Annotated in this window: 24 protein-coding genes; 13 read left to right on the forward strand and 11 right to left on the reverse strand. The window is 70.5% G+C overall.

The window, feature by feature from the left end; genetic code table 11:
• Positions 1 to 512: 512 nt before the first annotated feature.
• Both J3486_RS15970 and J3486_RS15975 read left to right on the forward strand, forming a co-directional pair.
• Positions 513 to 1,001 carry an N-acetyltransferase gene (locus tag J3486_RS15970; protein WP_207821251.1) on the forward strand — a complete coding sequence of 163 codons (489 nt, stop codon included), beginning with the start codon at positions 513 to 515 and terminating at the stop codon, positions 999 to 1,001.
• 410 nt (positions 1,002 to 1,411) lie between these two features.
• The gene (locus J3486_RS15975; RefSeq protein WP_207820964.1) at positions 1,412 to 2,032 is read left to right on the forward strand and encodes a hypothetical protein; all 621 of its coding nucleotides are present in this window, start codon (positions 1,412 to 1,414) and stop codon (positions 2,030 to 2,032) included.
• Positions 2,033 to 2,168: 136 nt separating this feature from the next.
• On the opposite strand, the gene J3486_RS15980 is transcribed toward J3486_RS15975, so the two are convergent.
• Positions 2,169 to 2,333 carry a hypothetical protein gene (locus tag J3486_RS15980; RefSeq protein WP_207820965.1) on the reverse strand — a complete coding sequence of 55 codons (165 nt, stop codon included), beginning with the start codon at positions 2,331 to 2,333 and terminating at the stop codon, positions 2,169 to 2,171.
• A 454-nt stretch (positions 2,334 to 2,787) separates the two neighbouring features.
• Between J3486_RS15980 and J3486_RS15985 the strand changes: the two genes are divergently transcribed.
• The 7 genes from J3486_RS15985 to J3486_RS16015 all read left to right on the forward strand — a co-directional run bounded on the left by J3486_RS15985 (position 2,788) and on the right by J3486_RS16015 (position 11,072).
• Positions 2,788 to 4,806 (forward strand): hypothetical protein, encoded by a 2,019-nt coding sequence (locus J3486_RS15985; protein WP_207820966.1) that lies wholly within the window; start codon positions 2,788 to 2,790, stop codon positions 4,804 to 4,806.
• A gap of 116 nt (positions 4,807 to 4,922) precedes the next feature.
• Entirely contained in the window at positions 4,923 to 6,368 is a 1,446-nt protein-coding gene (pelF, locus tag J3486_RS15990; protein ID WP_307804849.1) for a GT4 family glycosyltransferase PelF, read from the forward strand.
• On the forward strand, positions 6,365 to 7,726 hold the full coding sequence (locus J3486_RS15995) for a hypothetical protein (protein ID WP_207820968.1): 1,362 nt from the start codon (positions 6,365 to 6,367) through the stop codon (positions 7,724 to 7,726). The genes pelF and J3486_RS15995 overlap by 4 nt, the downstream gene beginning before the upstream one ends.
• A gap of 54 nt (positions 7,727 to 7,780) precedes the next feature.
• Positions 7,781 to 8,782 carry a GDP-mannose 4,6-dehydratase gene (locus J3486_RS16000; protein WP_207820969.1) on the forward strand — a complete coding sequence of 334 codons (1,002 nt, stop codon included), beginning with the start codon at positions 7,781 to 7,783 and terminating at the stop codon, positions 8,780 to 8,782.
• Between the two features lie 93 nt (positions 8,783 to 8,875).
• On the forward strand, positions 8,876 to 9,589 hold the full coding sequence (locus J3486_RS16005; protein ID WP_207820970.1) for a nucleotidyltransferase family protein: 714 nt from the start codon (positions 8,876 to 8,878) through the stop codon (positions 9,587 to 9,589).
• Positions 9,590 to 9,597: 8 nt separating this feature from the next.
• Positions 9,598 to 10,506 carry an NAD(P)-dependent oxidoreductase gene (locus J3486_RS16010; protein WP_207821252.1) on the forward strand — a complete coding sequence of 303 codons (909 nt, stop codon included), beginning with the start codon at positions 9,598 to 9,600 and terminating at the stop codon, positions 10,504 to 10,506.
• Positions 10,507 to 10,652: 146 nt separating this feature from the next.
• Positions 10,653 to 11,072, forward strand: a complete 420-nt coding sequence (locus tag J3486_RS16015; RefSeq protein ID WP_207820971.1) for a hypothetical protein — start codon at positions 10,653 to 10,655, stop codon at positions 11,070 to 11,072.
• 27 nt (positions 11,073 to 11,099) lie between these two features.
• On the opposite strand, the gene J3486_RS16020 is transcribed toward J3486_RS16015, so the two are convergent.
• Positions 11,100 to 12,584, reverse strand: a complete 1,485-nt coding sequence (locus J3486_RS16020) for a SulP family inorganic anion transporter (RefSeq protein ID WP_207820972.1) — start codon at positions 12,582 to 12,584, stop codon at positions 11,100 to 11,102.
• Between the two features lie 438 nt (positions 12,585 to 13,022).
• Here J3486_RS16020 and J3486_RS16025 point away from each other — a divergent pair, with 438 nt between their 5' ends.
• Positions 13,023 to 13,421 carry a MerR family transcriptional regulator gene (locus J3486_RS16025; protein ID WP_229378154.1) on the forward strand — a complete coding sequence of 133 codons (399 nt, stop codon included), beginning with the start codon at positions 13,023 to 13,025 and terminating at the stop codon, positions 13,419 to 13,421.
• Between the two features lie 223 nt (positions 13,422 to 13,644).
• Here J3486_RS16025 and J3486_RS16030 read toward each other — a convergent pair whose 3' ends face one another.
• The 4 genes from J3486_RS16030 to J3486_RS16045 all read right to left on the reverse strand — a co-directional run bounded on the left by J3486_RS16030 (position 13,645) and on the right by J3486_RS16045 (position 16,153).
• Complete coding sequence (locus tag J3486_RS16030) at positions 13,645 to 14,004, reverse strand: hypothetical protein (protein WP_207820974.1); 360 nt, start codon at positions 14,002 to 14,004, stop codon at positions 13,645 to 13,647.
• A gap of 849 nt (positions 14,005 to 14,853) precedes the next feature.
• Complete coding sequence (locus tag J3486_RS16035) at positions 14,854 to 15,141, reverse strand: SHOCT domain-containing protein (RefSeq protein ID WP_374194725.1); 288 nt, start codon at positions 15,139 to 15,141, stop codon at positions 14,854 to 14,856.
• Between the two features lie 82 nt (positions 15,142 to 15,223).
• The gene (locus J3486_RS16040) at positions 15,224 to 15,658 is read right to left on the reverse strand and encodes a DUF6325 family protein (RefSeq protein WP_307804829.1); all 435 of its coding nucleotides are present in this window, start codon (positions 15,656 to 15,658) and stop codon (positions 15,224 to 15,226) included.
• A gap of 96 nt (positions 15,659 to 15,754) precedes the next feature.
• Positions 15,755 to 16,153, reverse strand: coding sequence for an SHOCT domain-containing protein (locus J3486_RS16045; protein ID WP_207820976.1), 399 nt, complete (start codon positions 16,151 to 16,153; stop codon positions 15,755 to 15,757).
• 1,008 nt (positions 16,154 to 17,161) lie between these two features.
• On the opposite strand from J3486_RS16045, the gene J3486_RS16050 reads away from it, so the two are divergent.
• Positions 17,162 to 18,673, forward strand: a complete 1,512-nt coding sequence (locus J3486_RS16050) for a carotenoid oxygenase family protein (RefSeq protein ID WP_207820977.1) — start codon at positions 17,162 to 17,164, stop codon at positions 18,671 to 18,673.
• Positions 18,674 to 18,685: 12 nt separating this feature from the next.
• Here the strand turns inward: J3486_RS16050 and J3486_RS16055 are convergent, their stop codons facing one another.
• Positions 18,686 to 18,883 (reverse strand): DUF6479 family protein, encoded by a 198-nt coding sequence (locus tag J3486_RS16055; RefSeq protein WP_207820978.1) that lies wholly within the window; start codon positions 18,881 to 18,883, stop codon positions 18,686 to 18,688.
• A 285-nt stretch (positions 18,884 to 19,168) separates the two neighbouring features.
• Between J3486_RS16055 and J3486_RS16060 the strand changes: the two genes are divergently transcribed.
• Positions 19,169 to 19,912, forward strand: a complete 744-nt coding sequence (locus J3486_RS16060; RefSeq protein ID WP_207820979.1) for a triacylglycerol lipase — start codon at positions 19,169 to 19,171, stop codon at positions 19,910 to 19,912.
• A 672-nt stretch (positions 19,913 to 20,584) separates the two neighbouring features.
• Here the strand turns inward: J3486_RS16060 and J3486_RS16065 are convergent.
• On the reverse strand, positions 20,585 to 21,781 hold the full coding sequence (locus tag J3486_RS16065; protein WP_207820980.1) for an MFS transporter: 1,197 nt from the start codon (positions 21,779 to 21,781) through the stop codon (positions 20,585 to 20,587).
• 101 nt (positions 21,782 to 21,882) lie between these two features.
• Between J3486_RS16065 and J3486_RS16070 the strand changes: the two genes are divergently transcribed.
• Complete coding sequence (locus J3486_RS16070) at positions 21,883 to 22,884, forward strand: DUF5937 family protein (RefSeq protein WP_229378092.1); 1,002 nt, start codon at positions 21,883 to 21,885, stop codon at positions 22,882 to 22,884.
• Between the two features lie 16 nt (positions 22,885 to 22,900).
• On the opposite strand, the gene J3486_RS16075 is transcribed toward J3486_RS16070, so the two are convergent.
• The 3 genes from J3486_RS16075 to J3486_RS16085 all read right to left on the reverse strand — a co-directional run bounded on the left by J3486_RS16075 (position 22,901) and on the right by J3486_RS16085 (position 24,116).
• Positions 22,901 to 23,512: a TetR/AcrR family transcriptional regulator gene (locus J3486_RS16075; protein ID WP_207820982.1), complete on the reverse strand. Its 612-nt coding sequence runs from the start codon at positions 23,510 to 23,512 to the stop codon at positions 22,901 to 22,903.
• 153 nt (positions 23,513 to 23,665) lie between these two features.
• Entirely contained in the window at positions 23,666 to 23,878 is a 213-nt protein-coding gene (locus J3486_RS16080; RefSeq protein WP_207820983.1) for a hypothetical protein, read from the reverse strand.
• Between the two features lie 43 nt (positions 23,879 to 23,921).
• Complete coding sequence (locus J3486_RS16085; protein WP_207820984.1) at positions 23,922 to 24,116, reverse strand: hypothetical protein; 195 nt, start codon at positions 24,114 to 24,116, stop codon at positions 23,922 to 23,924.
• Positions 24,117 to 24,213 lie beyond the last annotated feature (97 nt).

The following is a 24,213-nucleotide window of genomic DNA, read 5'->3' on the forward strand; positions in this document are numbered from 1 at the left end:
AGAAACATGGAGTGGCCCCGCCGGAAATCGGAATGCGAACATCGGCGAGGCTCCCCGGAGGAAGCACGGCTCCCCTTCACGTGCTCCCCCTCAATCCGTTCGCGGCACTGCCGGGGTGCGGGAGGCAGCCCGGCCGTATGCCGTGAACGGAAGGCCGGAGCCGCGTAGTCGGCGATGCGACTCCGGCCGCCCGAGGGCAACTTGCCGAGGAACGACGGGCGTTGGGTGTACCCCCACGGCGTATATGAAACGCTACGACATATGCCAGTGCGACCTCAAGGCCGCCTTGTGGACACACGACTTCCTTCTGACAACTGCCAACGGCACGGGCAGGGACAGGTCTTTCGACTCAGGGATGCTCGACCGGCTCGTTGTCCGGGTCTCCAGGAGTCCGACGACGGTCGGGCGAGACGAATGCGGAGTGATGACGGTTCAGCAAGGGAATGGGAGTTGCATTGGATTCTGCCGGGGTGAAAGCTGGCATGCCAGGCATGCCGGAGGCGTCGAAGATGATGAGCAGCGTTGAGTTGAAGCTGACCGTGCGGGATCTGACGCACGCGGATCTGCCGGCGTGCGGCTGGGCCGGGTCCGCCCTCCATCTCACCAACGTCGAAAGGCAGTTGGAGCGCGCGCGGCGCGGCGAAGTCGACTACCTGGCAGTCTGCGCACGCGCTGATGTTCCGATCGCCAAGTGCGGGATCGACTACTGGGTCACGGACGGCGTCGGCACGCTGTGGCAGCTGGCCGTCCACCCCGCGCTGCAGTCCTGCGGCATCGGCACCGTTCTCGTCTCGGCCGCGGAAGGACGCATCAAGAAGCGCGGGCTGCGGCACGCGGAATTGAGCGTCGAGGAGAACAACCCGCGTGCCCGCGTGCTCTACGAGCGTCTCGGCTACCGCGCCTTCGACCGTCGGCCGGACGCCTGGGACGAACAGACCCTCGACGGCACACTGCGTCGCCACGAAACCATGTGCACCGTGATGCGCAAGGAACTGCCGTAGCTGCAGCGGCCCGGACGTCGCCGGCAAGCCCGTCCGGAGCCGAACCCCGCCTCTGTCCGTTCTGGAGTGCACGCCGTACTCCTCCCATCTCTGGCGGGACATCACACCCGCGCTCGCCCACACCCGCACCCGCACCCGCACGGTCGACTTCCTCGACCACCTCGGCTTCGGTCGGTCGGACCAGCGCGCGGAGCCGACGGGCGCCGCCCTGGTCCCCGCCGACTCGCCCGTACACCACACAGTCGGGCCGAGTGCGCCTGCCGCCTCACGCGCTACACCCAGCTGCCCCGCGGCGGGCGCTTCGCGGCACACGAGGAAGGTGACGGCGTCGGCGTGCTTCCACGGGTCCTTGCACGCACGCGTCCGCGTCCTTCGCTGAATGATCCGTCTCCGACCCTAGGCTGGGGTTCGTGGACAGATTCGACGGTGCGATCGCGGGAGTCGGCACCCGCTCCGGAGTGCGGCTCGTCGTCGGCATGTGGTCGGCCTCGCCGTTCGGGACGGTGACCGATGTGATGGTCGAGCGGTCCGACGGGCACCGCATTCTGATCGCGCCGACGCGGACCGTCGCCGACTACATCGCGGCCACCTACACGTTCGACGAGGTGCGGGTGGAAACCGTGGCGCTGGACCGGATCGCCCCTTCGCGCCTCGACGTCCGGGCCGAATCCCTGAACCTCTCGATCACCGTCGGCCGACGGACCGGCCTGGGACGGGTACTGGGCCTCGTCCCCCGAAGGATGGCCCGCACGGTGGCCTGGTGCCGGGTGACCGACCCCGCTGCCCGTCTGGTCCGACACGGCGTGCGGACCGTCGGCAGCGCGGGCGGCGGACGGCGCGAGTACTACTGCGCCCTCGACGAGCACCAGGTGATCGCAGCGTCGGCACGCCTGGACAACCGTGACCTCGGCCCTCTCGCACCGCTCGCCCCGCCCGTCAGGTTCGGCTTCTCGTCGGCGCCGGCCCGGCCATCGCTGGTGGACGTCACCACGCTCATCGCCGACGGCCCTCAGGGACCTGAGAACGTGTGAACCCATGCCGGGGCACCGGCCGCTGCACGATCCGGTGAAAGCGTTGGAACCGGTTGGACCGACGGAAGCGGCGGAAGCGGCGGAAGCGGCATGCAACCGTCACCGACCGGTCCCTGGCCTTTGAGACCGTTCCCGTTCAGTCGGCTTCGGGGGCGGGAGCGCCCGCGCCGAGTGCGGCAACGGCGGCTTCGGCCGCATCGGCCAGCAACCGGTCGTCGGCCCGGGTGTCCTTGGGGCCGTCTCGGCAGGTGAGGATCGCCAGCACCAGCGGACCGATCAAGCGGCGTGACGGCCGATACATGCGTCTCGGAGTCCCCGCAGGATTCGTGTCCCGAGCGAGTGTCGCCGATCCGCTCGGGAGCGGACACCGCACTACAGCGCTTGCTATCGCATACGCGTCCACTTCTTCACCCCACCCCAAAGAGTGAACTTGATCTGCGGCGGAACACGTCACACGTGACAGTGGACCGGCAACTCCTTCAGGGGACACACACGCTCCTGACCGGCTCATTGCTTCTGGAGTGCTTCGCTCCGGCTCCATCGCGCCCGCTCCCACGCGCCGCCGCACACCTCGGATCGATCACGCACTCCCGCCCTGTGTTTTCACAGAACCCGCACGCGGCGTCCCGCTGAGCATCACTATGTGACGCGTCAGAGCGGCACGGCCACGAACTGCGACCGGGTCGGTGCCGCTGGGGGGCGAACGCAGGGCAGCGGGGGCTGCCTGCGTTCGGTCAGAAGGGGACCACAACCACATGAATCGCTCCACGGGAGCGGCGGCCGTCGGTGCCGGCGCTCTGTTTCTCGCGCTCTCGCTGCCCACGGCACCCGCTTCGGCCGCCGACACCGCACCGCGCATCGACCTGCGTGTCCTGGTGGTGACCGACGGAGGCCCGGCCACCGCGGCCATCGCCGCCGAACTCGACAGCGAGGGAACGCCCTACACCACCGTCGATCTCACGCAGTCCAACCGGCCGGTGATCGACGCCGCGTTCCTCGCCGACACGGTCGGCGGCCGGGCGCGGGCCAAGTTCCAGGCGGTCGTCCTGCCCAACGACAATCCGTTCGGCGCCGGCTCGGCGGAGTCGACCGCGCTCGCCGACTTCGAGAAGAAGTTCGCGATCCCGCAAGTGGACGCGTACACGTATGCCAAGGCCGATGTCGGCGAGCAGCCACCGCAGTTCGCGGGGATTCTCGACGGCACCGAGGCTCAGGTGACGGACGCGGGCAAGAGCGCCGCGTTCGGCTATCTGTCCGGCTCGGTGCCGTTCGAGAACAACTCGCCCGACGTGGCCGAGAGCTACGGCTATCTCGCGCAGCCGGCCGCCGGCGCCGACTTCACTCCCTACGTGGAGGCGGAGATCCCCGGCACCGGCCAGAAGGGCTCGCTGGTGGGCGAGTACAAGCACGACGGGCGCCGCGAACTGGTGGTGAACTTCGTCTACAACCAGTATCAGCAGCAGTTCCGGCTGCTGGCCCGCGGCATCGTCGACTGGATGACGCAGGGCATGCACCTGGGCGCCTCGAGGAACTACTTCGCGGTCCACGTCGACGACGTGTTCCTCGCCGACGACCGGTGGAACTCCGACCTCAACTGCACACCGGGCGACGTCGACTGTCCCGGGGGCGGCGGCACACCCGACGAGATCCGGATGACCGCTGCCGACGCCCAGTACGCCGCACAGTGGTCCAAGCAGCGTGGCTTCACCCTCGACATGGTGTTCAACGGTGGCGGCAGCGAGATGTTCAAGCAGGACAACGGCGGATCCGACGCCCTGGCCGCCCAGTTGATCGCCGACAAGGCGACGTACCGGTGGGTGAACCACACCTACGACCATCCCTTCCTCGGCTGTGTGCAGGACGTCAGCACGGTGCCGTGGAAGTGCGCCACGAACGCGAACGGGACGACGCAGTGGGTGACGCAGGCGAAGATCTCGCAGGAGATCTCCGACAACCGGGGCTGGGCCCAGCGCGCCGGACTTCCGCTGAACAGAGCCGAGTTGGTCACCGGTGAGCACTCGGGTCTGAAGGTGCTGCCCCAGCAGCCCGAGGACAACCCGAACCTGTCCGGCGCCCTCAGCCTGAACGGGGTCACATCGCTGGCATCGGACGCCTCCCGCGAGAGCGAACAGCGCAAGGTCGGGCCCGCGCTCACCGTGCCGCGCCACCCGATGAACGTCTTCTACAACGCGGGCAAGGCCGCCGAGATGGTCGACGAGTACAACTGGATCTACACCTCGAAGGCGGACGGCGGCAGCGGCATCTGCGAGGGTTCGGCCACCACCACCTGCCTGTCCCAGCCGCTTTCGGCCGACGGGTACACGTCGTACATCGTGCCGCTGGAGGCACGCACCGCGTTCGGGCACGTGCTCGGCAACGACCCGGACCCGCACTACATCCACCAGTCCAACCTCGCCGAGGACCGGATCGCCTATCCGGTGCTGGACAGCGTCCTCGACAAGTACGCCTCGCTCTTCACGTCGTCCACGCCGATCGAGAACCTGCCGATGGCGCAGATCGCCACGGAGATGAAGCAGCGAGCGGCCTGGCGCGCGGCCGTGGCCGCCAACAAGGTGACGGCCTACCGGATCGGTACGACGGTGACGGTCCAGGCCCCTTCGGGTGTGGCGGTCACCGCGACGGCGCCGACCGGAACCGTGCAGCAACTCGCCCTCGGGACAAAGACGTTCGGCTCCGCCTATGCCGGGAGGCAGTCAGGCTGGGTGACACCCGCCCTCCTGCAGACCCAGGTGACACTGCGGCTGCCCAACTAGCCCCGCACCCACGAGCGAGTGAACCGGAATACACCACTGTGATGGACGCGCTCAACTCTCCCATCTCTCCCGTCCCCCCTGTGTCCCCCATCTCTCCTGCTGCTCATCTGCGCTCCGTGCCGCAGGTCACCCTGCTGACCGAAGGCACCTATCCGCACAGCCACGGCGGCGTCAGCGTCTGGTGCGACCAACTCGTACGCGGCATGCCGGAGGTTCGCTTCGACGTCATCGCGGTCACCGGCACCGGGCGCGAGGCGCTGGCCTGGAAACTGCCGCCCCACGTGTCGCCTCCGACGGTGCTGCCCATGTGGGGGCCGGCCCCGTCCGGCCCCGCGCCCCGCGGCCGCACCGCGCGCCGGATCCTGGCCGCCTACGAGCAGTTCGTCACGTCCCTGCTCGACCCGGCGGCCGAGGAGGGCTTCGGCCCCGCACTGTACGAACTCGCACGCTACGCCCACGGCGGCGCCCTCTCGCAGGTGTTGCGCGGAGACGGAGCGGTACGCGTACTCACCTCGGTGTGGCGGCGTCCCGATCTGGAGACCGCCGCGGCCCGGCCCACCCTGCACGACGCGGTCACCGCGTCGAGTCTGCTGGAACACGCCCTGCGCCCCCTGGCCGCACGCCCGCCAGAACGTGGAGTGGTGCATGCGGTGAGCGGCGGCATCGCCGCCCTCCCCGGCCTCATAGCCCGTCAACTCCACGGTGTACCCCTGCTCTTGACCGAGCACGGGGTGTATCTGCGCGAGCGCTATCTGGGCTACCGGACGGGCCCGTACGCCTGGCCGGTCAAGGCGCTGCTGCTGGGCTTCTTCCGGCTGCTCGCCGAGGAGACGTACCGCAGGGCCGCGCTGATCACTCCCGGCAATCGCTACAACCGGCTGTGGGAGGAGCGGGGCGGCGCCGATCCGGCGCTGATCCGCACGGTCTACAACGGCGTGGACCCGGCGGCGTTCCCGCCGGCCGGCCCCGAACCGGAGCGTCCCACGCTCAGCTGGGCCGGCCGGGTCGACCCGATCAAGGACCTGGAGACGCTGATCCGCGCGTTCGCCGTGGTCCAACAGAAGGTCTCCGACGCGCAGTTGAGGCTGTTCGGCGGCACTCCACGGGGCGGCGAGGGGTACCGGGAACGCTGCGAGGCACTGGCGGCCTCCCTCGGCGTCGGCGACGCGGTGCGTTTCGAGGGCCGCGTGGAACACATCAAGGACGCCTACGCGGCGGGCAACGTCGTGATGCTCTCCAGCATCAGCGAGGGCTTTCCGTTCACGCTCATCGAGGCGATGTCGTGCGGCCGCGCCACCGTCTCCACGGACGTCGGCGGGGTCCGGGAGGCGGTCGGCCCGACCGGCCTGGTCGTCCCGCCCCGCGACCCGCAGGCGATGGCGCGGGCGGCCCTGGAGCTCCTCTCCGACGGCCCGCGCAGGGCGGCGATGGGCGAGGCGGCCCGCCTGCGGGTGATCGAACAGTTCACACTGCGGCAGACCGTGGAAGCGTTCTGCGCCATCTACCGCGAGCTGGGCCAACACACGGCCGTCGGACGCGAGCCGGTCGGGGTGGCCGTATGAGCGGTCCGATCGCCGTTCCGCCGCACGGCCCCCTGGGGGACACGCTCACCGCTCGACGCGAACGCCTGGTGCGAGCGCGGAAGGGACCGGGCGGCCGGGCGTTCACCTTGCACCCGGTCCACGCCGACGACCCGGTCGACGCGCTGGCCGCCGAACTCGCCGACGACGTGGGATCCGCCGTGCACCCCTACGAGGTCGCGGCGCTCCTCGAGGCGCAAGGGCTCAGTGTCGGGCGCATTCAGCGGACGTATCGGCACTCCGATCTGTTCTCGCTGGCCGAGGACGTGTACCGGCGCGTGCCCCGTGTCCACGCGGCTCCGCCGGTGCCGGCCGACCCGTGGCGGCCCGATCACGTGCGGTGCCTGCTGCGCGGGATTCTGTTCGCGCTCCCCGGCACGGCCTATCTGCTCGCGGGCGGGCTCTGGGGCGGCGCGGCCGGGCTCCGCGGCCTGGCCGTGGCGGCGCTGGTGTCCTGGGCGTGGACACAAGGACTCAGCCACCGCGCCTACGTACGGCTCGCCGTCGGGCGGCGGGAAGCAGCACGCACACTGGCCGTGGGGGCGCCACTGGGCGCCGTCGCGGCGGCCGCCACCGGGTGGGTGGTGGCCGGGCAGGGCCCGGGTGCGGCGTTCGCCGTCGGGCAGTCCTCCTATCTCGCCGCGGGCGGCGTGCTGTTGGTCCTCGGCCACGAACGGCTACTGGCCGCGGCCCTGTTGCCCGTGACGGCCGGCGCTCTGTCCTTGCTGTGGTGGCAGCCGCCGACCGTCGTACGCACAGGCATGCTCCTGACCGGACTCGAACTCTCGGTGGCCATCGCCGCGCTCGTGCTGGTGCGGGCGCTGCGGGGCGCGCCCGAGCCGGGTCCGAGGACGCCTCTGCTGCACTCGGCGCCGTACGCGCTCTTCGGTTTCGCCGCGGGCGCGATGACGCTGTCCTTGGGTGAGGCACATCCGTACGCGGTCGTGGTGCTGACCTTGAGCATGGGCCCGGCCGAGTGGCTTCTGTATCGCTTCCGCGGCCTCGCCGTGTCCGCCCTGCGCGCCTCCGCGACCCCCGCCGGTTTCCTGCTGCGCGCCGCCGGTGCCCTGTTGCTGTGCGTCGGGGTGTACTCGACCCTGCTGGTCCTCGGCGCGCTCGCCGCCTCCGTCCCGGCCGCCGAACTGCTCACCGTGGGCGCGGTGCTGTGGACGGCCCTCCTCCTGCAGGCTTTCGGTACCGCCTGGTTGCCGGCCGCGATCACTCTGTCGGCCGCCACCACGGCGCTCGTCCTGCCCGCCGCGCTCTGCGACGCAGCCGCTGCCGGTCTCCTGCTGGTCCTCGCCCTCGTCCGGCTGGGCAGCCCGACGGCGCACGCCTGAATCCGCGGCCCGCACCTCGTCACCCGCATTCCACGCCACACTCCTGGAGTACCCATGACCACGGCACCCCTTGTCGCCGTCACCGGAGCCGAGGGCTTCATCGGCTCCCACCTCACCGAAGCCCTCGTCGCCACCGGACACCGCGTCCGCGCGATGGCCCAGTACAACTCCTTCTCCAGCTACGGCTGGCTGGAGACCCTCCCACCCGAAACCCTCGCGGAAGTCGACATCGTCCTCGGCGACGTCCGCGACCCCGGCTCCGTACACGACCTCCTCCAAGACGCCGAAACCGCCTACCACCTCGCCGCCCTCATCGCCATCCCCTACTCCTACCGCGCCCCCCACAGCTACGTCGACACCAACATCACCGGCACCCTCAACGTCCTCGAAGCCGTCCGCCAACTCGGCACCCCCCGCCTCGTCCACACCTCCACCAGCGAGACCTACGGCACCGCACAGACCGTCCCCATCACCGAGGACCACCCCATCAACACCCAGTCCCCCTACGCCGCCTCCAAAGCCGGCGGCGACCGCCTCGCCGACAGCTACCACGCCTCCTTCGACACCCCCGTCATCACCCTGCGCCCCTTCAACACCTACGGCCCCCGCCAGTCCATGCGCGCCGTCATCCCCACCGTGATCGGCCAGATCGCCGCGGGATCACGCCGCATCACCCTCGGCGACCTGCGCCCCACCCGCGACTTCACCTACGTCGAGGACACCGCCCGCGCCTTCCTCGCCGTCGGCACCGCACCCCTGGACCAGGTCGCCGGCCGCACCTTCAACGCCGGCACCGGCACCGAGATCTCCATCGGCGACCTGGTCCGCCTCATCGGCAAAGTCATGAACACCGACCTGGACATCCACGAGGACGACCAACGCGTCCGCCCCACCGGCTCCGAAGTCATGCGCCTGATCGCCGACGCCACCCGCCTGCACCACGCCACCGGCTGGGAACCCGCCCACACCCTCGAAGAAGGCCTCACCCACACCGCCACCTTCTTCAGCGACCCCGCCAACCTCGCCCGCTACAAGACCGACATCTACAACATCTGACCCCCGCTTCGGACGCCGGGTCGCACCCGCCCCACCAGACCGGCACACGACCCGCACCACACCCCGGCCCACCGACCAAGGGAGCCCGAACCCATGCACGCCGTCATCCTCGCCGGAGGCAAAGGCGTCCGCCTGCGCCCCTACACCACCGCCCTGCCCAAACCCCTCGTCCCCATCGGCGACCAGCACGCCATCCTCGAAATCGTGCTCCGCCAACTCGCCGCCGCCGGCTTCACCACCGTCACCATCGCCATCGGCCACCTCGGCCACATCATCCGCGCCTACGTCGGCAACGGCGCCCGCTGGGGCCTGCGCGTCGGCTACGCCACCGAAGACAGCCCCCTGGGCACCATGGGCCCCCTGCTCACCATGATGGACCGCCTCCCCGAACACTTCCTCGTCATGAACGGCGACATCCTCACCGACCTCGACTTCGCCTCCGTCCTCCACGGCCACCAGCAATCCGACGCACCCCTCACCATCGCCACCTACGCCCGCCAAGTCCACATCGACTTCGGAGTCCTCACCACCGACAACTCCCGCGTCGTCGCCTTCACCGAAAAACCCAAGATCGACTACCGGGTCTCGATGGGTGTCTACGGGGTGTCCCGGGCAACCCTCAGCGACTACACACCCGGACTCCCCCTCGGCTTCGACGAACTCGTCATCGACCTGCTCAAGTCCGAAACCCCGCCCCGCGCCCACAACTTCGACGGATACTGGCTCGACATCGGCCGCCCCGACGACTACGACCGGGCCAACGCCGAGTTCACCACGCACCGTTCCCTCCTGCTGAAGGGAGCGTGACGGATCCCGTGCGCATCCTCGTCCTGGGCTCCACCGGATACCTGGGCGGGCACATCGCCGAGCGGCTGCGCGCCCTGCCGGGCGTGCGGCTGCTCACCGGCGGACGCTCTCCCGACGACGACATCCGGGTCGACCTCGCCACCACCTCGCCGCGCGTGCTCGCAGCCGTACTGGAACAAGCCGCACCCGACGCGGTGGTCAACTGCGCGGGCGCCGTCGGTGGCAGCGTCCTCTCCCTGACGGAGATCAACGCGCGCGGCCCGGCGATGCTGTGCGAGGCGCTCAAGGCCGCGGCGCCGACAGTCCGGCTCATCCATCTCGGCTCCGCCGCCGAGTACGGCCCGACGATCCTCGGCGAGAGCACACCCGAGGACGCCCCGGCCGGCCCGGTCTCCCTGTACGGCGCCACCAAACTGACAGGCACCCTCGCCGTCACCGGCTCCGGCCTCGACGCAGTAGTCCTCCGCGTGACCAACCCGGTCGGCCCGGGCGCCCCCACCGCCGGACTGCCCGGCCGACTCACCGCCGAACTACGCACCGCCCTGCACCACGACCCACACGGCACCATCCACGTCGGCAACCTCTCCGCACACCGCGACTTCATCGACGTACGCGACGTGGCCACAGCCACCGCCCTCGCCCTGACCAACCCCGGACCCCTGCCACCCCTGCTCAACATCGGCAGCGGCCACGCCGTCCCCGTCCGCGACCTCGCCCACGGCCTCATCCGCGCCTCCGGATTCCGAGGCCGCATCGAGGAGACTCTGGGCGCGGTCGGCCGCTCCGTCGCGGTGCCCTGGCAACGCGCCGACACATCCCTCGCCGCACAGGAGTTGGGCTGGCGGACGGAGCACACCCTGGATGCCTCCGTGGCCGCATTGTGGGCCGCGAACGGTGTCGTACGAGCACAGCGGTGAGGGCAGTCGTCCCTCCTCGACTCCGCGCGGCGCCCACGGGCCGGCTGCACCCACGTCGCGCGACGGTCGAGGTTGAGGCGCGAGGCCATGGGGCAACCTTGTCGCGTCACTTCCCCCACTCACGACCTTAGGACACAGACAACGTGATGCGTCGCTCTGCTCTCACGCTCTTCACCGCGGCCGGCCTGGCCCTGTCCGTGCCCCTGACCGCACCGGCCGTCGCGGCGCCCGAGGCAACGGCTGCCGCTCTCCCGCCCACTGCGGTCTACGTATCCGACGGCGCCGGGAGCTCCATCAAAGGCACTCTCACCTGGTACAACCGATCAGCCGTCTTCACCGGGACACTGAAATCCGTCGGCTGCCGCCGAGTCTGGTACAGCGTGTTCGACGGCTACGCGAACCCCCTCGGCGCACGGAGCAGCAGCACTCACTGCAACACCGTGACGTCCGTGCCGGCCACCCTCCCCGCCGATGTCGTCGGTGGCGGCTCCTACGCCGGCGTGTGTCTCGACGACGCGAACGGCAAGCCGATCACGTCCTGTGGCGTGTACCCGCGCCCCCACTGACGCCCGGACCGGGGCGCGGGCCGCACATCAACCGGCGAGTTCGCCGGTGAGCTTGCCGTGGAGATCGGCACTCGGGGCGTTCAGACCGGTGATCTCGACGGTCTTGCCTCGTTGCGCGTACTTCGTCTCGATCGCGTCCAGTGCGGCCACCGATGAGGCGTCCCAGACATGGGCGGCGGACAGGTCGACGACGACCCTGTCGGGGTCATCGGCATAGTCGAACCGGCCCGTCAGATCGTTGGCGGAGGCGAAGAACAGCTCCCCGGTGACCCGGTACACGACCGTCCTGCCATCGGGGTCGAGCACGGCGCTGACCTCGGCGAAGTGGGCGACCCGCTTGGCGAAGACGACCATGGCGGTGATCGAGCCGACGACGACGCCGATGGCGAGGTTGTGGGTGGCGACCACGCAGGCAACCGTGATCACCATGACCGCGATCTCACCGGCGGGCATCCGCTTGAGGGTCTTGGGGGCGATGGAGTGCCAGTCGAAGGTCGCGAACGACACCATGACCATGACGGCGACCAGCGCGGCCATCGGGATGTCGGAGACGAGCGGACCGAAGACGATGCAGAGCACCATGAGGAAGGCCCCGGCGAGGAAGGTGGAAAGACGGGTGCGGGCACCGGACACCTTCACGTTGATCATGGTCTGACCGATCATGGCGCACCCGCCCATGCCGCCGAAGAAGCCCGTGACGATGTTCGCGATGCCCTGACCGACCGACTCGCGAGTCTTGTCGGAGTGGGTGTCGGTGATGTCGTCGACGAGCTTCGCGGTCATCAGCGACTCCATCAGGCCGACCAGTGCCATGGCGAAGGCGTACGGGGCGATGGTCGTCAGGGTGTCGAGGGTGAACGGCACATCGGGCAGGCCCGGAACCGGGAGGGACGACGGCAGGGCCCCCTTGTCGCCGACGGTCGGCACGGCGACGGCTGCGCCGATGGTGACGGCGGTGAGGACGACGATCGAGACGAGGGGCGCCGGGACCACGGTGGTGATCTTCGGGAAGAGGACCATCAGGCCCAGGCCGGCAGCGATCAGCGGGTAGACGGCCCACGGTACGTCGGTCATCTCCGGGACCTGCGCCATGAAGATCAGGACGGCGAGGGAGTTGACGAACCCGACCATCACCGAGCGGGGTACGAACCTCATCAGTTTCGCCACCCCGAGTGCTCCCAGGGCGACTTGGAAGACGCCGGCCAGGATGACCGCGGCGACCAGGTAGCCGAAGCCGTGCTCCCGGTTGAGCGGGGCGATGACCAGGGCGACGGCGCCGGTGGCCGCGGAGATCATGGCCCGGCGGCCGCCCACGACCGAGATGACCACGGCCATCGTGAACGAGGCGAACAGACCGATCGCCGGGTCGACACCGGCGATGACCGAGAACGAGATCGCCTCGGGGATCAGCGCGAGCCCGACGACGAGGCCCGCGAGGATCTCGGTGCGCCAGACCTTCGGATCGGAGATCCAGTCGGGCTTCCATCCGCGCAGGCGCGCGGCCGGGGACACAGCAGTGGCAGCGGAGGACAAGGGAAACGGAACCTGTCGTGCTCGGGCACACCCCTACAGCGGGCCGAGGTGTGCGGGAGGACGCGGAAGGGCCGGGCCGGCACCCCGCGGACGGCCCCGTGGACACGGAGCCGGAAGTCGAGGACGGACGGGACCGGGCCGCGTGGAGTCACGGCCCGCCTCACGTCCAGGGGTGAAGCCTCACGGCGGACAGGCGGCGGCGCCGGGCACCGTGGGCTCGCGCACGCTTCTCTCCTGCAACAATCGGGACTTCATCGGGGCACCATCGGCCCCGGCACAGCAAGGGCAGCGGCAGCCGCCCTCATCAGCAGCAGCAACTCTACCCTAACGTTAGGGTAGAGATCGGCGGTGCCCCTCCGGGCGGAGACCGCTGACGACGAGAAGGGCCAGAGGATCACGGGCGTGGAAGACAAGCACATGCAGATCGGCGAGGTCGCCGCGCGCACGGAGCTGTCCCTGCGCACCATCCGGCACTACGAGGAGACTGGCCTCGTCGTCCCGTCCGCCCGCTCGCAGGGCGGTTTCCGTCTCTACACCGAAGCCGACGTCGCCCGCCTCATGGTCATCCGTCGCATGAAGCCGCTCGGTTTCACCCTGGACCAGATGCGCGACCTGCTGGAGGCAACCGACCGCCTGGACGCCGGTGACGGCCTCGATCCCGACGAACGCGAAGTCCTCCTGGCACGCGTACGGACCTACGAGCAAGCCGCCACCGAACAGGTGGAGAAGCTTCGGGTCCAACTGGCCCGCGCCGAGGACTTCGCCGCCACCCTGGGCGCCCGCCTGGAGGAGAACGCATCCTCCACCGGCGCCTGAAGCGTCGACCTCATCTCGGGTCACCCCTGCGACCGGAGACCTGTCTGTGTCTCCCGTGGCTGCGGCAACCGCACCGGTAGAGGTACGCGTCCCCATGATCAGTCCCACTACGGGCGGACGTGCGACGCAGCACTTGAGCGTCGGGGACCAGCTGTAAGGCTCCGTGGGCACATGGTTTCCGGGCAGCGTGGCGGCTGCCCGGAAACCATGTGCCCACGGACCGTCAGACCCGCGCGGCCCGGCGCTCGAGCATGACCAGGGCACCGCCCGCCGCCGCCCCGACCGCTCCCGCAGCCAGGAAGCCGCGCGAAGAGCGCCAGGAGAGCACCGACCACCGGGACTGCGCCGAGAAGAGGGACCCCGTACTCAGCCACGACCCCGTCGAAATCAACGACAGCGCCGAACCGACCGAGCCGACGGACAGTGCGCTCCCGATCGAACCGAACGACAGAGCCGATCCGACGGAGCCGATGGACAGCACCGAACCCACCGAGCCGATCGACAACACAGAGTCCTGCGACCACAGAGACAGCACTGCACCCGAAAAGGAACCGCGACCCGACCGTGCCGGCAGCTTTGACATGAGGTCATTCTGCGGGACGGATACCGAACCGGCCTTGCGATTGCCCCGAGAGCCCCCGCCGGCGCGACTCCGCCGGGCGGACGGACGGTCACGCGTCCCGCAGCCCTTGAGGCGCTTCGCCGCCGTTTGCCCCTCCGCGGCTCGTCGACGACGAGCCGAGGGCGCCAAGTCTCCACGCTCCCCACACGAACCTTTCGGAGGGGTAGACCGGACTACGGCTATCGGGGAACGTGACGTCGCCCTACCCTCGCAGCCATGGGCCATTTTCGGGCACGTCCTCCCGGGCCTGTTCTCCACCGGGGTCGTACTCCCGCTACGCCCCGCTGAGGCCCGAGCGGACGTGCCGGCGGCCGTCGCCCATCGCCGACAACACCGGCGGCGGCCGCCCCCACTCGCGCAGCGGGGTCATGGCCGACGTAGTGGAGCAATGACAAGGATTTACTCCCCCTTGTGTGCCTGCTTCAAGGGACCAGGCAGGCCATCTCCACTGCGTCGAAAGAGAGTCGAATGCCCATGCTCCTGCGGGAGTCGAAGTCATGGCCCGCGTAGACGCCACAGGTCAACCGGCCGCATGCACGCTGCTACGTGGTCAAGGCTCGGACTACCGCCGGGTCGGGCCGTGGCCCGAATACGTACCGAAGCGCGGAACGGGACACTCCCCTGCTGGGCCGAGCAGGCGCACCCAGCCCGTCCGGCCGCCCGGGTTCGGAACCTGGGCGGCAGGACGGAGCGTGCGGTGCTCACAGACGGGTGCGGTGCGCCCGGCGAGCCAGGGCCACCACGAAGGCGCGCAGTGCGAGCAGTGCGGCTGCGGCGGGGCCGCCGATCAGGAGCTGCGCGTCCCCTCGGTCAGGAACCGAGAATGCGCGCCTTCTCCCGGGCGAACTCTTCATCGGTGAGCAGTCCCTGGGCACGAAGGTCTGCCAGTGCGGTGAGCTGGCTGACCCGGTCCTGGCCGCCCGCGGCCGGAGCGGGCGCCGGAGCCGGGGCCGGGGCCGGGGCGGGGGCCTGAGGTTGCTCGTACTGCTGTGTCTGGTAGGCCTGTGCCTGCCGTTGTGCGTCCCGGTCTGCGAGGCGGCGGTTGACGCGGCCCGAAACGGCGCTGGCCGTTCCGGTGATCACCGCGGTGCGGGCCATGGTGCCCAACAGGCCTGGCCGTCCGAATCGTTGAGGCATCTGGGTCGTCCCCTCGTGGTGGTGGTGCGGCCGGTGGCGTGGGTCAGTCCGCGTCGAGAGCGGCGACGGCCGTCTCGACGACTTCCCTGGGGATGCGTTCGAGCATCATGACCTCGCCGTGGGAGTCACGAATCGCCGCGCCCAGGCGAGCGGCCCAGCTGTTCTCCCAGACGACGACCGCGGCGGAGGACCCGGCCGGCAGTCCGTCGGCGATGGTCCGCAGGTCCTCGTCGCTGAGCAGGTCGAACTGGGCGCCGGTCATCTGGCCGAACGCCTCGGCGACGTCGGGATCGGTGAGTTCGGCCACCGCCGTCGCGCCGTCCTCGTCCTTGCGGACGAAGGTGATGTCCAGGACGCGCACCGTGCCCTTCTCCTGGATCTCCTTCAGGGCCGGGACGATCTCGCCGTTGAATCGGCTGCCTTCGAAGCCGATCACGGCCACGTCCACCGGACCGATGGCGTCAAGTTCTTGCGTCACAAACATCCCCTTCTGACAGGCCGGCCGAGCGCCCGCACGCCGCGCGTACGAAGCGACACACTGGGCTCTCGGCCGGCAAAGGACCGGTTCCCCGCCTCAGGCGAGGAGTTGGCTCTTGGCACGCTCGAACTCCTCGTCCGTGAGCGCGCCCGAGGCATGCAGATCGGCAAGGCGCGTCAGCTCGTCCACGGACGACGCGGCACGGTCTTGGGGTGCGGCGGCTTCGCGGACGTAGTCCTTGAACGCCGCCTGCGCCTGGCGCGCCTGTGCGGCATCGCGCTCGCTCATGCCCTTGCCACGGACGATGACGTAGACGAGGACGCCGAGGAACGGCAGGAGGATGCAGAAGATCATCCACCCTGCTTTGGCCCATCCGCTCAGGTCACGGTCGCGGAAGACGTCCGTGATGATGCGGAAGAGCAGGAAGAACCACATCACCCACAGGAAGAGGAACAACGTGGTCAGGAAGATGCCGAGAAGCGGGTAGTCATCCACCGTTTGCCTCCAGTGCGGCCGAGAGTCCGAGTCCGTCCTCTGAGCTTGGACGGCCCGCCCGGTATCGGCATCGGAGGATGGGCCGTTCGGGCACGGGGCCTGCGTTCTGCCTGTCCGTCGCGATCTTCAGGACTGCGGCGCCGGGCTCGATGCGTCCGGGAAATCGATCACCGCCCCGCCCCCGGACGATGACGACGCACGGCGGGTCAAGCCGGCGCTCCACCACTGCGTGCTCAGCCTACTGCGGGACAGGCCGCGCGACACCGTGCTCTCGGCGAGGGCTGCCCCCTCCGAGAGCCGCTGTCGGTGCGGTGACGCCGTGATGGCTGGACCGGGTGCGGACCGAGGCCCGTCGGCGCATGGTGGACGACCCGCCGCACCGTCCCGCGTCGGCTGTGGGCCGTACTGCTGCCACCCGTGGCCGGACTCACGGACCGCCGAGGAAGTGCGCGCACCGGGGACATCGGCTGGTGGCCCGCAGGGAGGTGTTTCCCGCCGTGGCAGGCAGCGGCGTCTCTTCTCCGAGCCGGGCCCAGGCCGCCAGATCGGCGCCGGGCGACCACCCCCAGCCTGCCGCCTCGGGATCGTCGGCGTAGGAGACGCAGCCACCTGGAATGTGGGCCGTGCCCGCGGTCGAGACGAGGATCCTGTCGAACGTGAAGTTCGGGCCCGCCGTCGCCCCGGCCCGAGCCGGGTCCGCCGGCCTTGAAGACTGCCCCTCATCGGGGCCGTGACAGCCCGATCCCGGGCTCGTGCCGCAGCGTGCGCACCGTTCTCCATTCCTGTCGCTCATCCTCCAGGAGTTCCCCGAACACAGTTCCGTACGACTTCTTCTTGTCGTCGGTCCGTGCCGTGGGGTGGTGCCAACACCACCCCACGATCCGGGTCTTGGCCCGACTGTCCCTCGCACGCCTGCGGAGGAGAGTTGCTTCCGGCCCCGAGCGGCCCACGCGAGCGACCTCGGGCAGCGGAAGCGACACGGAAGCGACAAACGAGCGGAGAAGCACGATGACCAGCCACTCACGACGGAACCTTCTCAAGGGTGCGGCGGCCGCGGCAGCGGGCGGGATGGTCGGCAGCGGCCTCGGGCCCGGCCTGCTCGCGCCCCCGGCGCAGGCGGACGCCGGCGCCGCGACGAACGGTGGGAGCGGGGCGACGCCCTTCCTGGAGGGGGCCTTCGCGCCGGTCACGGAGGAGTTGACCGCTTTCGACCTCAAGGTCACCGGCCGCATCCCTCGTGACCTGGACGGCCGCTACCTGCGCAACGGCCCGAACGCCCTCGGCCTGGAGGATGTCCGCGCCCACCACTGGATGCTCGGCGCCGGGATGGTGCACGGGGTGCGCCTGCGCGGCGGACACGCCGAGTGGTACCGCAACCGCTGGGTGCGCTCCTCGCAGGTCGCCGCTGAGCTGGACGAGACGTACCCGGGCCAGGTGCCCCCGGACGACTTCGCCTGCAACACACACGTGATCCCGTACAAGGGCCGCATCCTGGCGATGCAGGAGAGCGGTCCCCTTCCGTACGAGCTGGACGGCGAGCTCGGCACGGTGCGCCCGTACGACTTCCGTGGCAGCCTCCACGGCGCGTTCACCGCGCACACCAAGTACGACGCGGCGGTCGACGAGCTGCACGCGATCTCGTACTACCCCACCTGGGACCACGTGCGGCACATCATGATCGACCGGACCGGCCGGGTGGCGCGGACCGCGCGGATCCCCGTCGCCGACGCGCCGATGATGCACGACTTCGCGCTGACCGAGCGGTACGTGGTGATCGTGGACGTACCGATCACCTTCGACGCCGCCGCGGCGCAGGCGGGCGCGATCGTGCCGTACGTGTGGAACGACCACCACCCCATGCGCATCGGCCTGTTGCCGCGGTCCGGTGGCACCACGCGCTGGTTCGAGATCGACCCGGTGTACTACTCGCACACGCTCAACGCCTACGACCTGGGCGACACCGTCGTGCTGGAGTACATCGGGTTTCCCGCCCCGTTCTACGCCGCCGGCCGGGGCTCGGACGGCCCCTCGGCGACCGGGTCTCCGACGCTCGACCGCTGGACGATCGACACGCGCGCGGGGCGGGTCCGCAGTCACCGGCTGGACGACCGTCCGCAGGAGTTCCCGCGTATCAACGAGGCTCTGGTCTCCCATCAGCACCGTTATGCCTACACGGCGAGCGCGGCCGAGATGTGGCGTGCGTACGAGACCGTCGACGGGGTGCCGCCGGACGAGAAGTTCAGCAACTACCTGATGAAGCACGACATGATGCGCGGCAGCAGGCAGGTCCACCGCCTGCCCCGGGGCGCGGCGGCCGGCGAGGCCGTGTTCGTCCCGCGGCGCGGGGCGCGGGACGAGGACGACGGCTATGTACTGGCGTACGTGAACGACCCCGACCGCGGCGCCACCGATCTGCTGATCCTCGCGTCCGAGGACTTCGACGGTGCCCCGCTGGCCCGGGTCCACCTGCCCGGCCGGGTACCGCTGGGGTTCCACGGGAGTTGGATCGCGGACGCATGAGTGCGGCGGAGCCTACGACCTGTCGTCGTCCTGTGGCTCCTCCCACGAGTCCGCGCGAGGTTGCGGCGTCTGCGGCGGGTTCGGGCGCTCGGCGAGCCGACGGCGGCTCGTCCACAGCAGAAGGAGCAGCGCGACCACGATCAGCACGCCGATGATCGTGAAGATCCAACTGGTGGCCGCTCCGGCAGCCATGACGATCGAAGAGCTCATGGCCCCCGTGTACCTCGCCTGGCTTCGGGCACACCCCGCCTCCGCAGGGATCACTCGAATGCACGGCGCACCGGGAATCGGCCGGCCTCCGTGGCCGAGCCCGGCACGGTGCACCGGAGCGTGTCCCGACGCCGCGATCGCCTCGGCCGGGGCAAGATCGTCTCGCCCGGTCGAGGCCCACGGACCGACGTGTGCGCACTGGTGATTTAGCCGATGGCACCCGAGCCCGTTCCCGCCACCCTGATCCGGACCAGGTATCCCGCACACCCCCGTCAGGAGGGCTCCATGGGCTCCACCCGTCCCCCGCGCCGGCTGATCGGCGTCCTCGCGGCCACGGTCGCCGCGTTCGCGCTGTTCTCCTCGGCCACGACAGCGGCAGGCGCCGTCGACGCTCGGGCCACCACGGCGTCCGCCGCGCAGCCCGCCGCCCGGACGTCGGCGACCAGCACCCCGGTCGTCTTCGTCCACGGCTACACCGGCAGCGCCTCCAACTGGGTCACCGCGATGAGCGTCTTCCGCGCCAACGGCTGGTCCAGTTCCGATCTCTTCGCCTACGAGTACGACTCGTACGGCGACAACATCACCAACGCCAAGGGGCTCGCCTCCTTCGTCGACTCCGTGAAGGCACAGACCGGCGCGAGCAAGGTCGCCATCGTCAACCACTCGATGGGCGGGCTGGTCAGCCAGTACTACCTGAAGGTGCTGGGCGGCAACACCAGCGTCAGCCACCTCGCCTCGATCGCGGGCGCCAATCACGGCACCACCTTCGCCGGCGCCTGCCTGGTCTACACGACGTGTCAGCAGATGTACCCGGGCTCCTCGTTCATCTCCCAGATCTCCTCCGGTGACGAGACACCCGGCTCGACCAAGTACGCCACGTGGTACTCGGCGTGCGACGGCGTCATCATCCCGTACACCAGCACCAAGCTCGACGGTGCGACCAACAACAACGTGGCCTGCCAGACCCACATCGGGTATCTGACGGACGTCGTCGTCCTCGGGCAGATCGCCCGCTTCGTCGCGTCCTGATCGCTGCTTCCTGAACAGGGGCGGGCCCGGCCGGCGCGGCCGGGCCCGCACTGCGGTGCGCGGCACGGGGTTGCGGGGTCACGGAGGGACTATCGGCCGCGCCGGCGCCGGATGGGGCCGGGGCGGGTGCGCAGGCCGTCGATGATGAGGGCGTGGAGCCGGGCGGTGCGGGCTGGCGCACCGTCGTCGGGCGGAACGCGCCACAGGACGCCGATCCGGAGCGGGACGTCTGCGGGGCCAGGTCGGCCTTCAGCTCCCCTGGGGCGGCTCCGGCGCCGAGGAGGGCGTCGATGGCGCCAGGGAACGGTCCGTGGTGCGGGTCGTCGCGGCCACCGTCGGTCGCGGCCTGGATGACGTCGGACAAGCCTCCTCTTCTCCAGCCGGATGCTCCCGGCCGCCTTCGCCCTGTTCACCGCCGCGCTGCCGGCACGCCGGCTCGCCGACTTCCGAAAGCTCCACCATGCCTGACACCGGCTGCACGATCGCCGCCGTCCTCGTCGCCGCGGCCGTCACCCGGGCCGTTCGCACTCTGCCCTTCGCCGCGCCGACTCCCCTGCGGGAAATCCCCACTGTTCAGTACGTGAGCGCCCGAATGCCCGCCGGTGTCATGGTGATCCTGGTCGTCTACTCCCCGAGGGCCATGGCATGGCCCCGCGCAGGCCGGTCGGGCTGTCACGCCGCCAGGCTCAGCGCTGCCCGGCGCTCCACCCGGCTGCGCAGGGCGACGGTGACCACCGCCGCCGCGGTCCCCCCGATCAGGGCGGACCACCACAGGACGGCCGGGCCGAGTGTGGAGTAGAGGGCGACGCCCGCCGTCAGCGCGGCGAACCTGGCCGTTCCCCAGGTCCACTGAAAGGCGCCCTGGTAACGGCCGCGGGCGTCCGCCGGGGCCAGGTTGGCGACCAGGGCGGCGGCGATACCCGCCACCGTCACCTCGCCGAGCGACCAGATCACGACGGACACGGTGTAGCCGGTGACGGTGTCGGCGATCCCGGTCAGCGCCACGCCCACGGCGATCAGTACGCTGCCCGCCGCCTGGACCGGGAGCTGCGGCAGCCGCGCGAGCCGGGACGTGGCCAGCGGCTGGAGCAGCACGACGAGGGCCGCGTTGACGGCTGCCATGGCCCCGTAGACGGCGGGCGACAGGCCCGAGTCGTGGACTGCCAGCGGCAGGGCGACCTCGGTGAGGGAGTAGACGAACAGCTGGATGCCGAAGAGCGGGAGCAGCGCCAGCAGCAGCCGGTCCCGCAGGACCACGCCGTACCCGGTGCCGGACGCCTGGGCCGCGGCGGTCCCGGGAGCGGCGGGCCGGGTCTCGGGGAGCCGGACGGCGACGATCGCCGCGAAGGCGAGCATGGTGGTGGCGTCGACCGCGAACAGCAGCCAGTAGCCGTGTGCGGCGAGCACGCCGCCGAGGACGCCCGCCGCAGCGGTGCCGACGTTGACGCCCCAGCCGAACAGGGCGTACGCACGCTGCCGCCGGGCCGCGTCGACGGAGTCGGCAAGCAGCGCGTACGTGGCCGGGGAGACGGCCGCGCCCGCGGCGCTCAGCAGCAGTGCGGCGGCGGCCATCGTGGCCACGCCCGGGGCGATGAAGAGCGCGCCCTGCGCGAGGGCCGCTCCGGTCAGCCCGGTCAGCATGGTGGCGCGGCGGCCGACCCGGTCGGCGAGCAGGCCGCCGAGCGCGGGGCCGATGAGGTTGCCCGCGCCCAGGGCGCCGAGCACGTAGGTGGTCTCCGTGCCGGTCACGCCGCGGTCGGCGAGGAAGAACACGAGGAACGGTGAGATCAGGTAGCCGAGCCGGTTGATGACCGTCCCGGCGAAGAGGGTCCAGACGACGGAGGGCAGATCGCGGAAGCTGGTGAACATGCGGTCAGCCTGCGCCCGGGCCCCACTCCCCCACCATTGATTAAGATCAGCCTTAATCCAACGCGCACCACTCGGGTGCGCGACCGATGCGGGGGCACCTCTTGAAGTCCGAACTCAGCTTCTCCGCCGCCGACATGGCCCAGACCCGGTTCGCCGTGTCGCCGATGTGGGAGGTGGTCACCAGCTACCGGCTGCTGCGCGCCGACCGGGAGCGGCCGCTGCATCACCGCTGGACCGCGCAGGTCCGGCCGCGCCTGATCGAGGCTGGTCTGGACCGCGGCTGGCTGGCCACGCTCGTTCCGGCGGACGGCTATCTGGCCGACTTCCTGAACCCCACCCCCGCCTCCCCTTTTCCCACCCTTGCCGAGGAGTTGGCCGCGATCCGGCGCACCCCCGAGGAGCGGGTACACGTCGAACTGGACATGCTCGCCGTCGAGCGGGACCTTTCCCACTCCGTACGGATCCGCAGGCTGCGGCAGGATCCACAGGCCGCTCTGGAGAAGATCACCAAAGAGATCGGGCTCTACTGGGACCTCGCTCTCGCCCCCTATTGGGACCGCATCCGACGGCTCCTTGAGGCCGACCTGTTCCACCGCGCCCGGCAGGTGGCCGAGGCCGGCGCCGGGCAGGTCCTGGGTGATCTGCACGAATCGGTCACCTGGGACGCGGGGACCCTGCGCCTGGTGCGCCGCCACTGCTCGCTGACCCGCGACGAGACGGGGTCCGGCCTGCTTCTCGTCCCCTCGGCGTTCGCCTGGCCCCGGGTGCTCACCCGCTCCGTGCCGCCGGACCCGCCCCAGCTCGCCTATCCGGCCCGCGGCATCGGCACGCTCTGGGAACACCGCACGACGGGTTCCACCGAGGCCGTCGCCGCCGTCCTCGGCCGCGCCCGGACCCTGCTCCTGGCCGAACTGGACACGCCCGCCTCCACCACCGACCTCGCTCAGCGCTGCGGGCTGTCCGCCCCGGGTGCCTCCCAGCACCTCACGGCCCTGCGTGACGCCGGTCTGGTCAGCGCCCACCGCGCGGGCCGCTCGGTGCTCTACGCCCGCACCACCGTGGCGGACGCCCTCCTGTCCCGGTCCGTCGCCCCCGGGCCGTGACCCGCGCCGATCCCGGCTAGGAGCGCGCCGCCTTGCGCACCGACCGCGGGCGGTACTCCACCACGGTCAGGGCCAGCGACACGTACCGCTCGACGAGTTCGTCGGGGGTGACCTCGCCATCGGCGCGGTACCACTGGGCGATGGCGTTGCACATGGCGATGACGGTGCGCCGCGCGTCGTCCGGATAGGGCGTCAGGAACACGCCGTCGGCCAGCCCCTGCTCGATCACCTCACGGAACTGCCGGGTGCCGCGCTCCTCGTTCCTGCGGTAACGGGCGAGGTGCTCGGGCTCCAGGCTGCGCCCCTCGGTGAGCACGATGCTGCTCTTGACGGGGTGCTCGATCCGGAACCGGACCGTGGCCGTGACCAGTGCCTCCAGCCGCTCGGCCGGATCGTCACCCGCGGCCCGCAAAGCGGCATCGCAGGCGCCGAAGTAGGCGTCGAGCCCGTCGTCGAGGATGGCGACGAGCAGTTCCTGCTTGCCCTTGTAGTAGTAGTACAGCGCGGAGAGGCTGACCCCGGCCCGCTTGGCGATGTTCCGGATCGACGTCGCGCCGTAGCCCTGCTCGGAGAACTCCTCCCGAGCTGCCTCGATGATGGCTTTGTGACCTGCGGGCCGTGTGGACACGACGCTCCGATCCCCTGAGCAGCCCAGCCCGCAGCGCGACTGAACATTCGTACAACTGGCGACGCGCCGCATCGTACCGTCGCGCCCCGAGCACCATCGCGTCCCGGCGCCACACCAGGCCCCTGACCAGCGATCAAGCACGGAACCCGGCGATCATCCCGCGTCGTACTCGTGCGCGCGGCCCCCTCGCCACACGATGTGCGGCGAGTCCGACAGGACTATGTCCTCCGCGTTCTCCAAGCCGGCCCGACGCAGGAATTCGATCAGGTCGGCGTCCGTGCGCGCGAGGCCCAGGGTCGCGGGACCGACGGTGACACGGCGCCCGCCGCCCCGAGACGGACGGTGCACGACTATCACCGGGCCCATGCGTCCACCCCGCACCCGGCTGCCACCACCGACGAGGCGGGCATCACCTCCGCCCCGCGGCCCTGCGCCGCAGCTCCGCTTTGGCCGCCGGGCTCAGCCGCTCCCCGGCCAGCACCCTGGACAGATACAGGAGGCGCCGCCGCAGCGCCGTACGGCCCGGCTGCCCCGCCAGCTGCTCATAGGTCGCGGTCCACTCCTGCTGTGTCCGTACGAGGTCTTCGGTGATGGTGTTCCGCATGAGACCCAATAGAGCATGTGTTCGATTTCCTGAGCAAGTCGAAGCGCGCCTCGCGCGTGACGAACCACCTGGACACCCTCACCACAGCCCCCTGTGC

Origin of the sequence: Streptomyces sp. VRA16 Mangrove soil (assembly GCF_017377775.1) — a bacterium.
Lineage (GTDB): Bacteria > Actinomycetota > Actinomycetes > Streptomycetales > Streptomycetaceae > Streptomyces.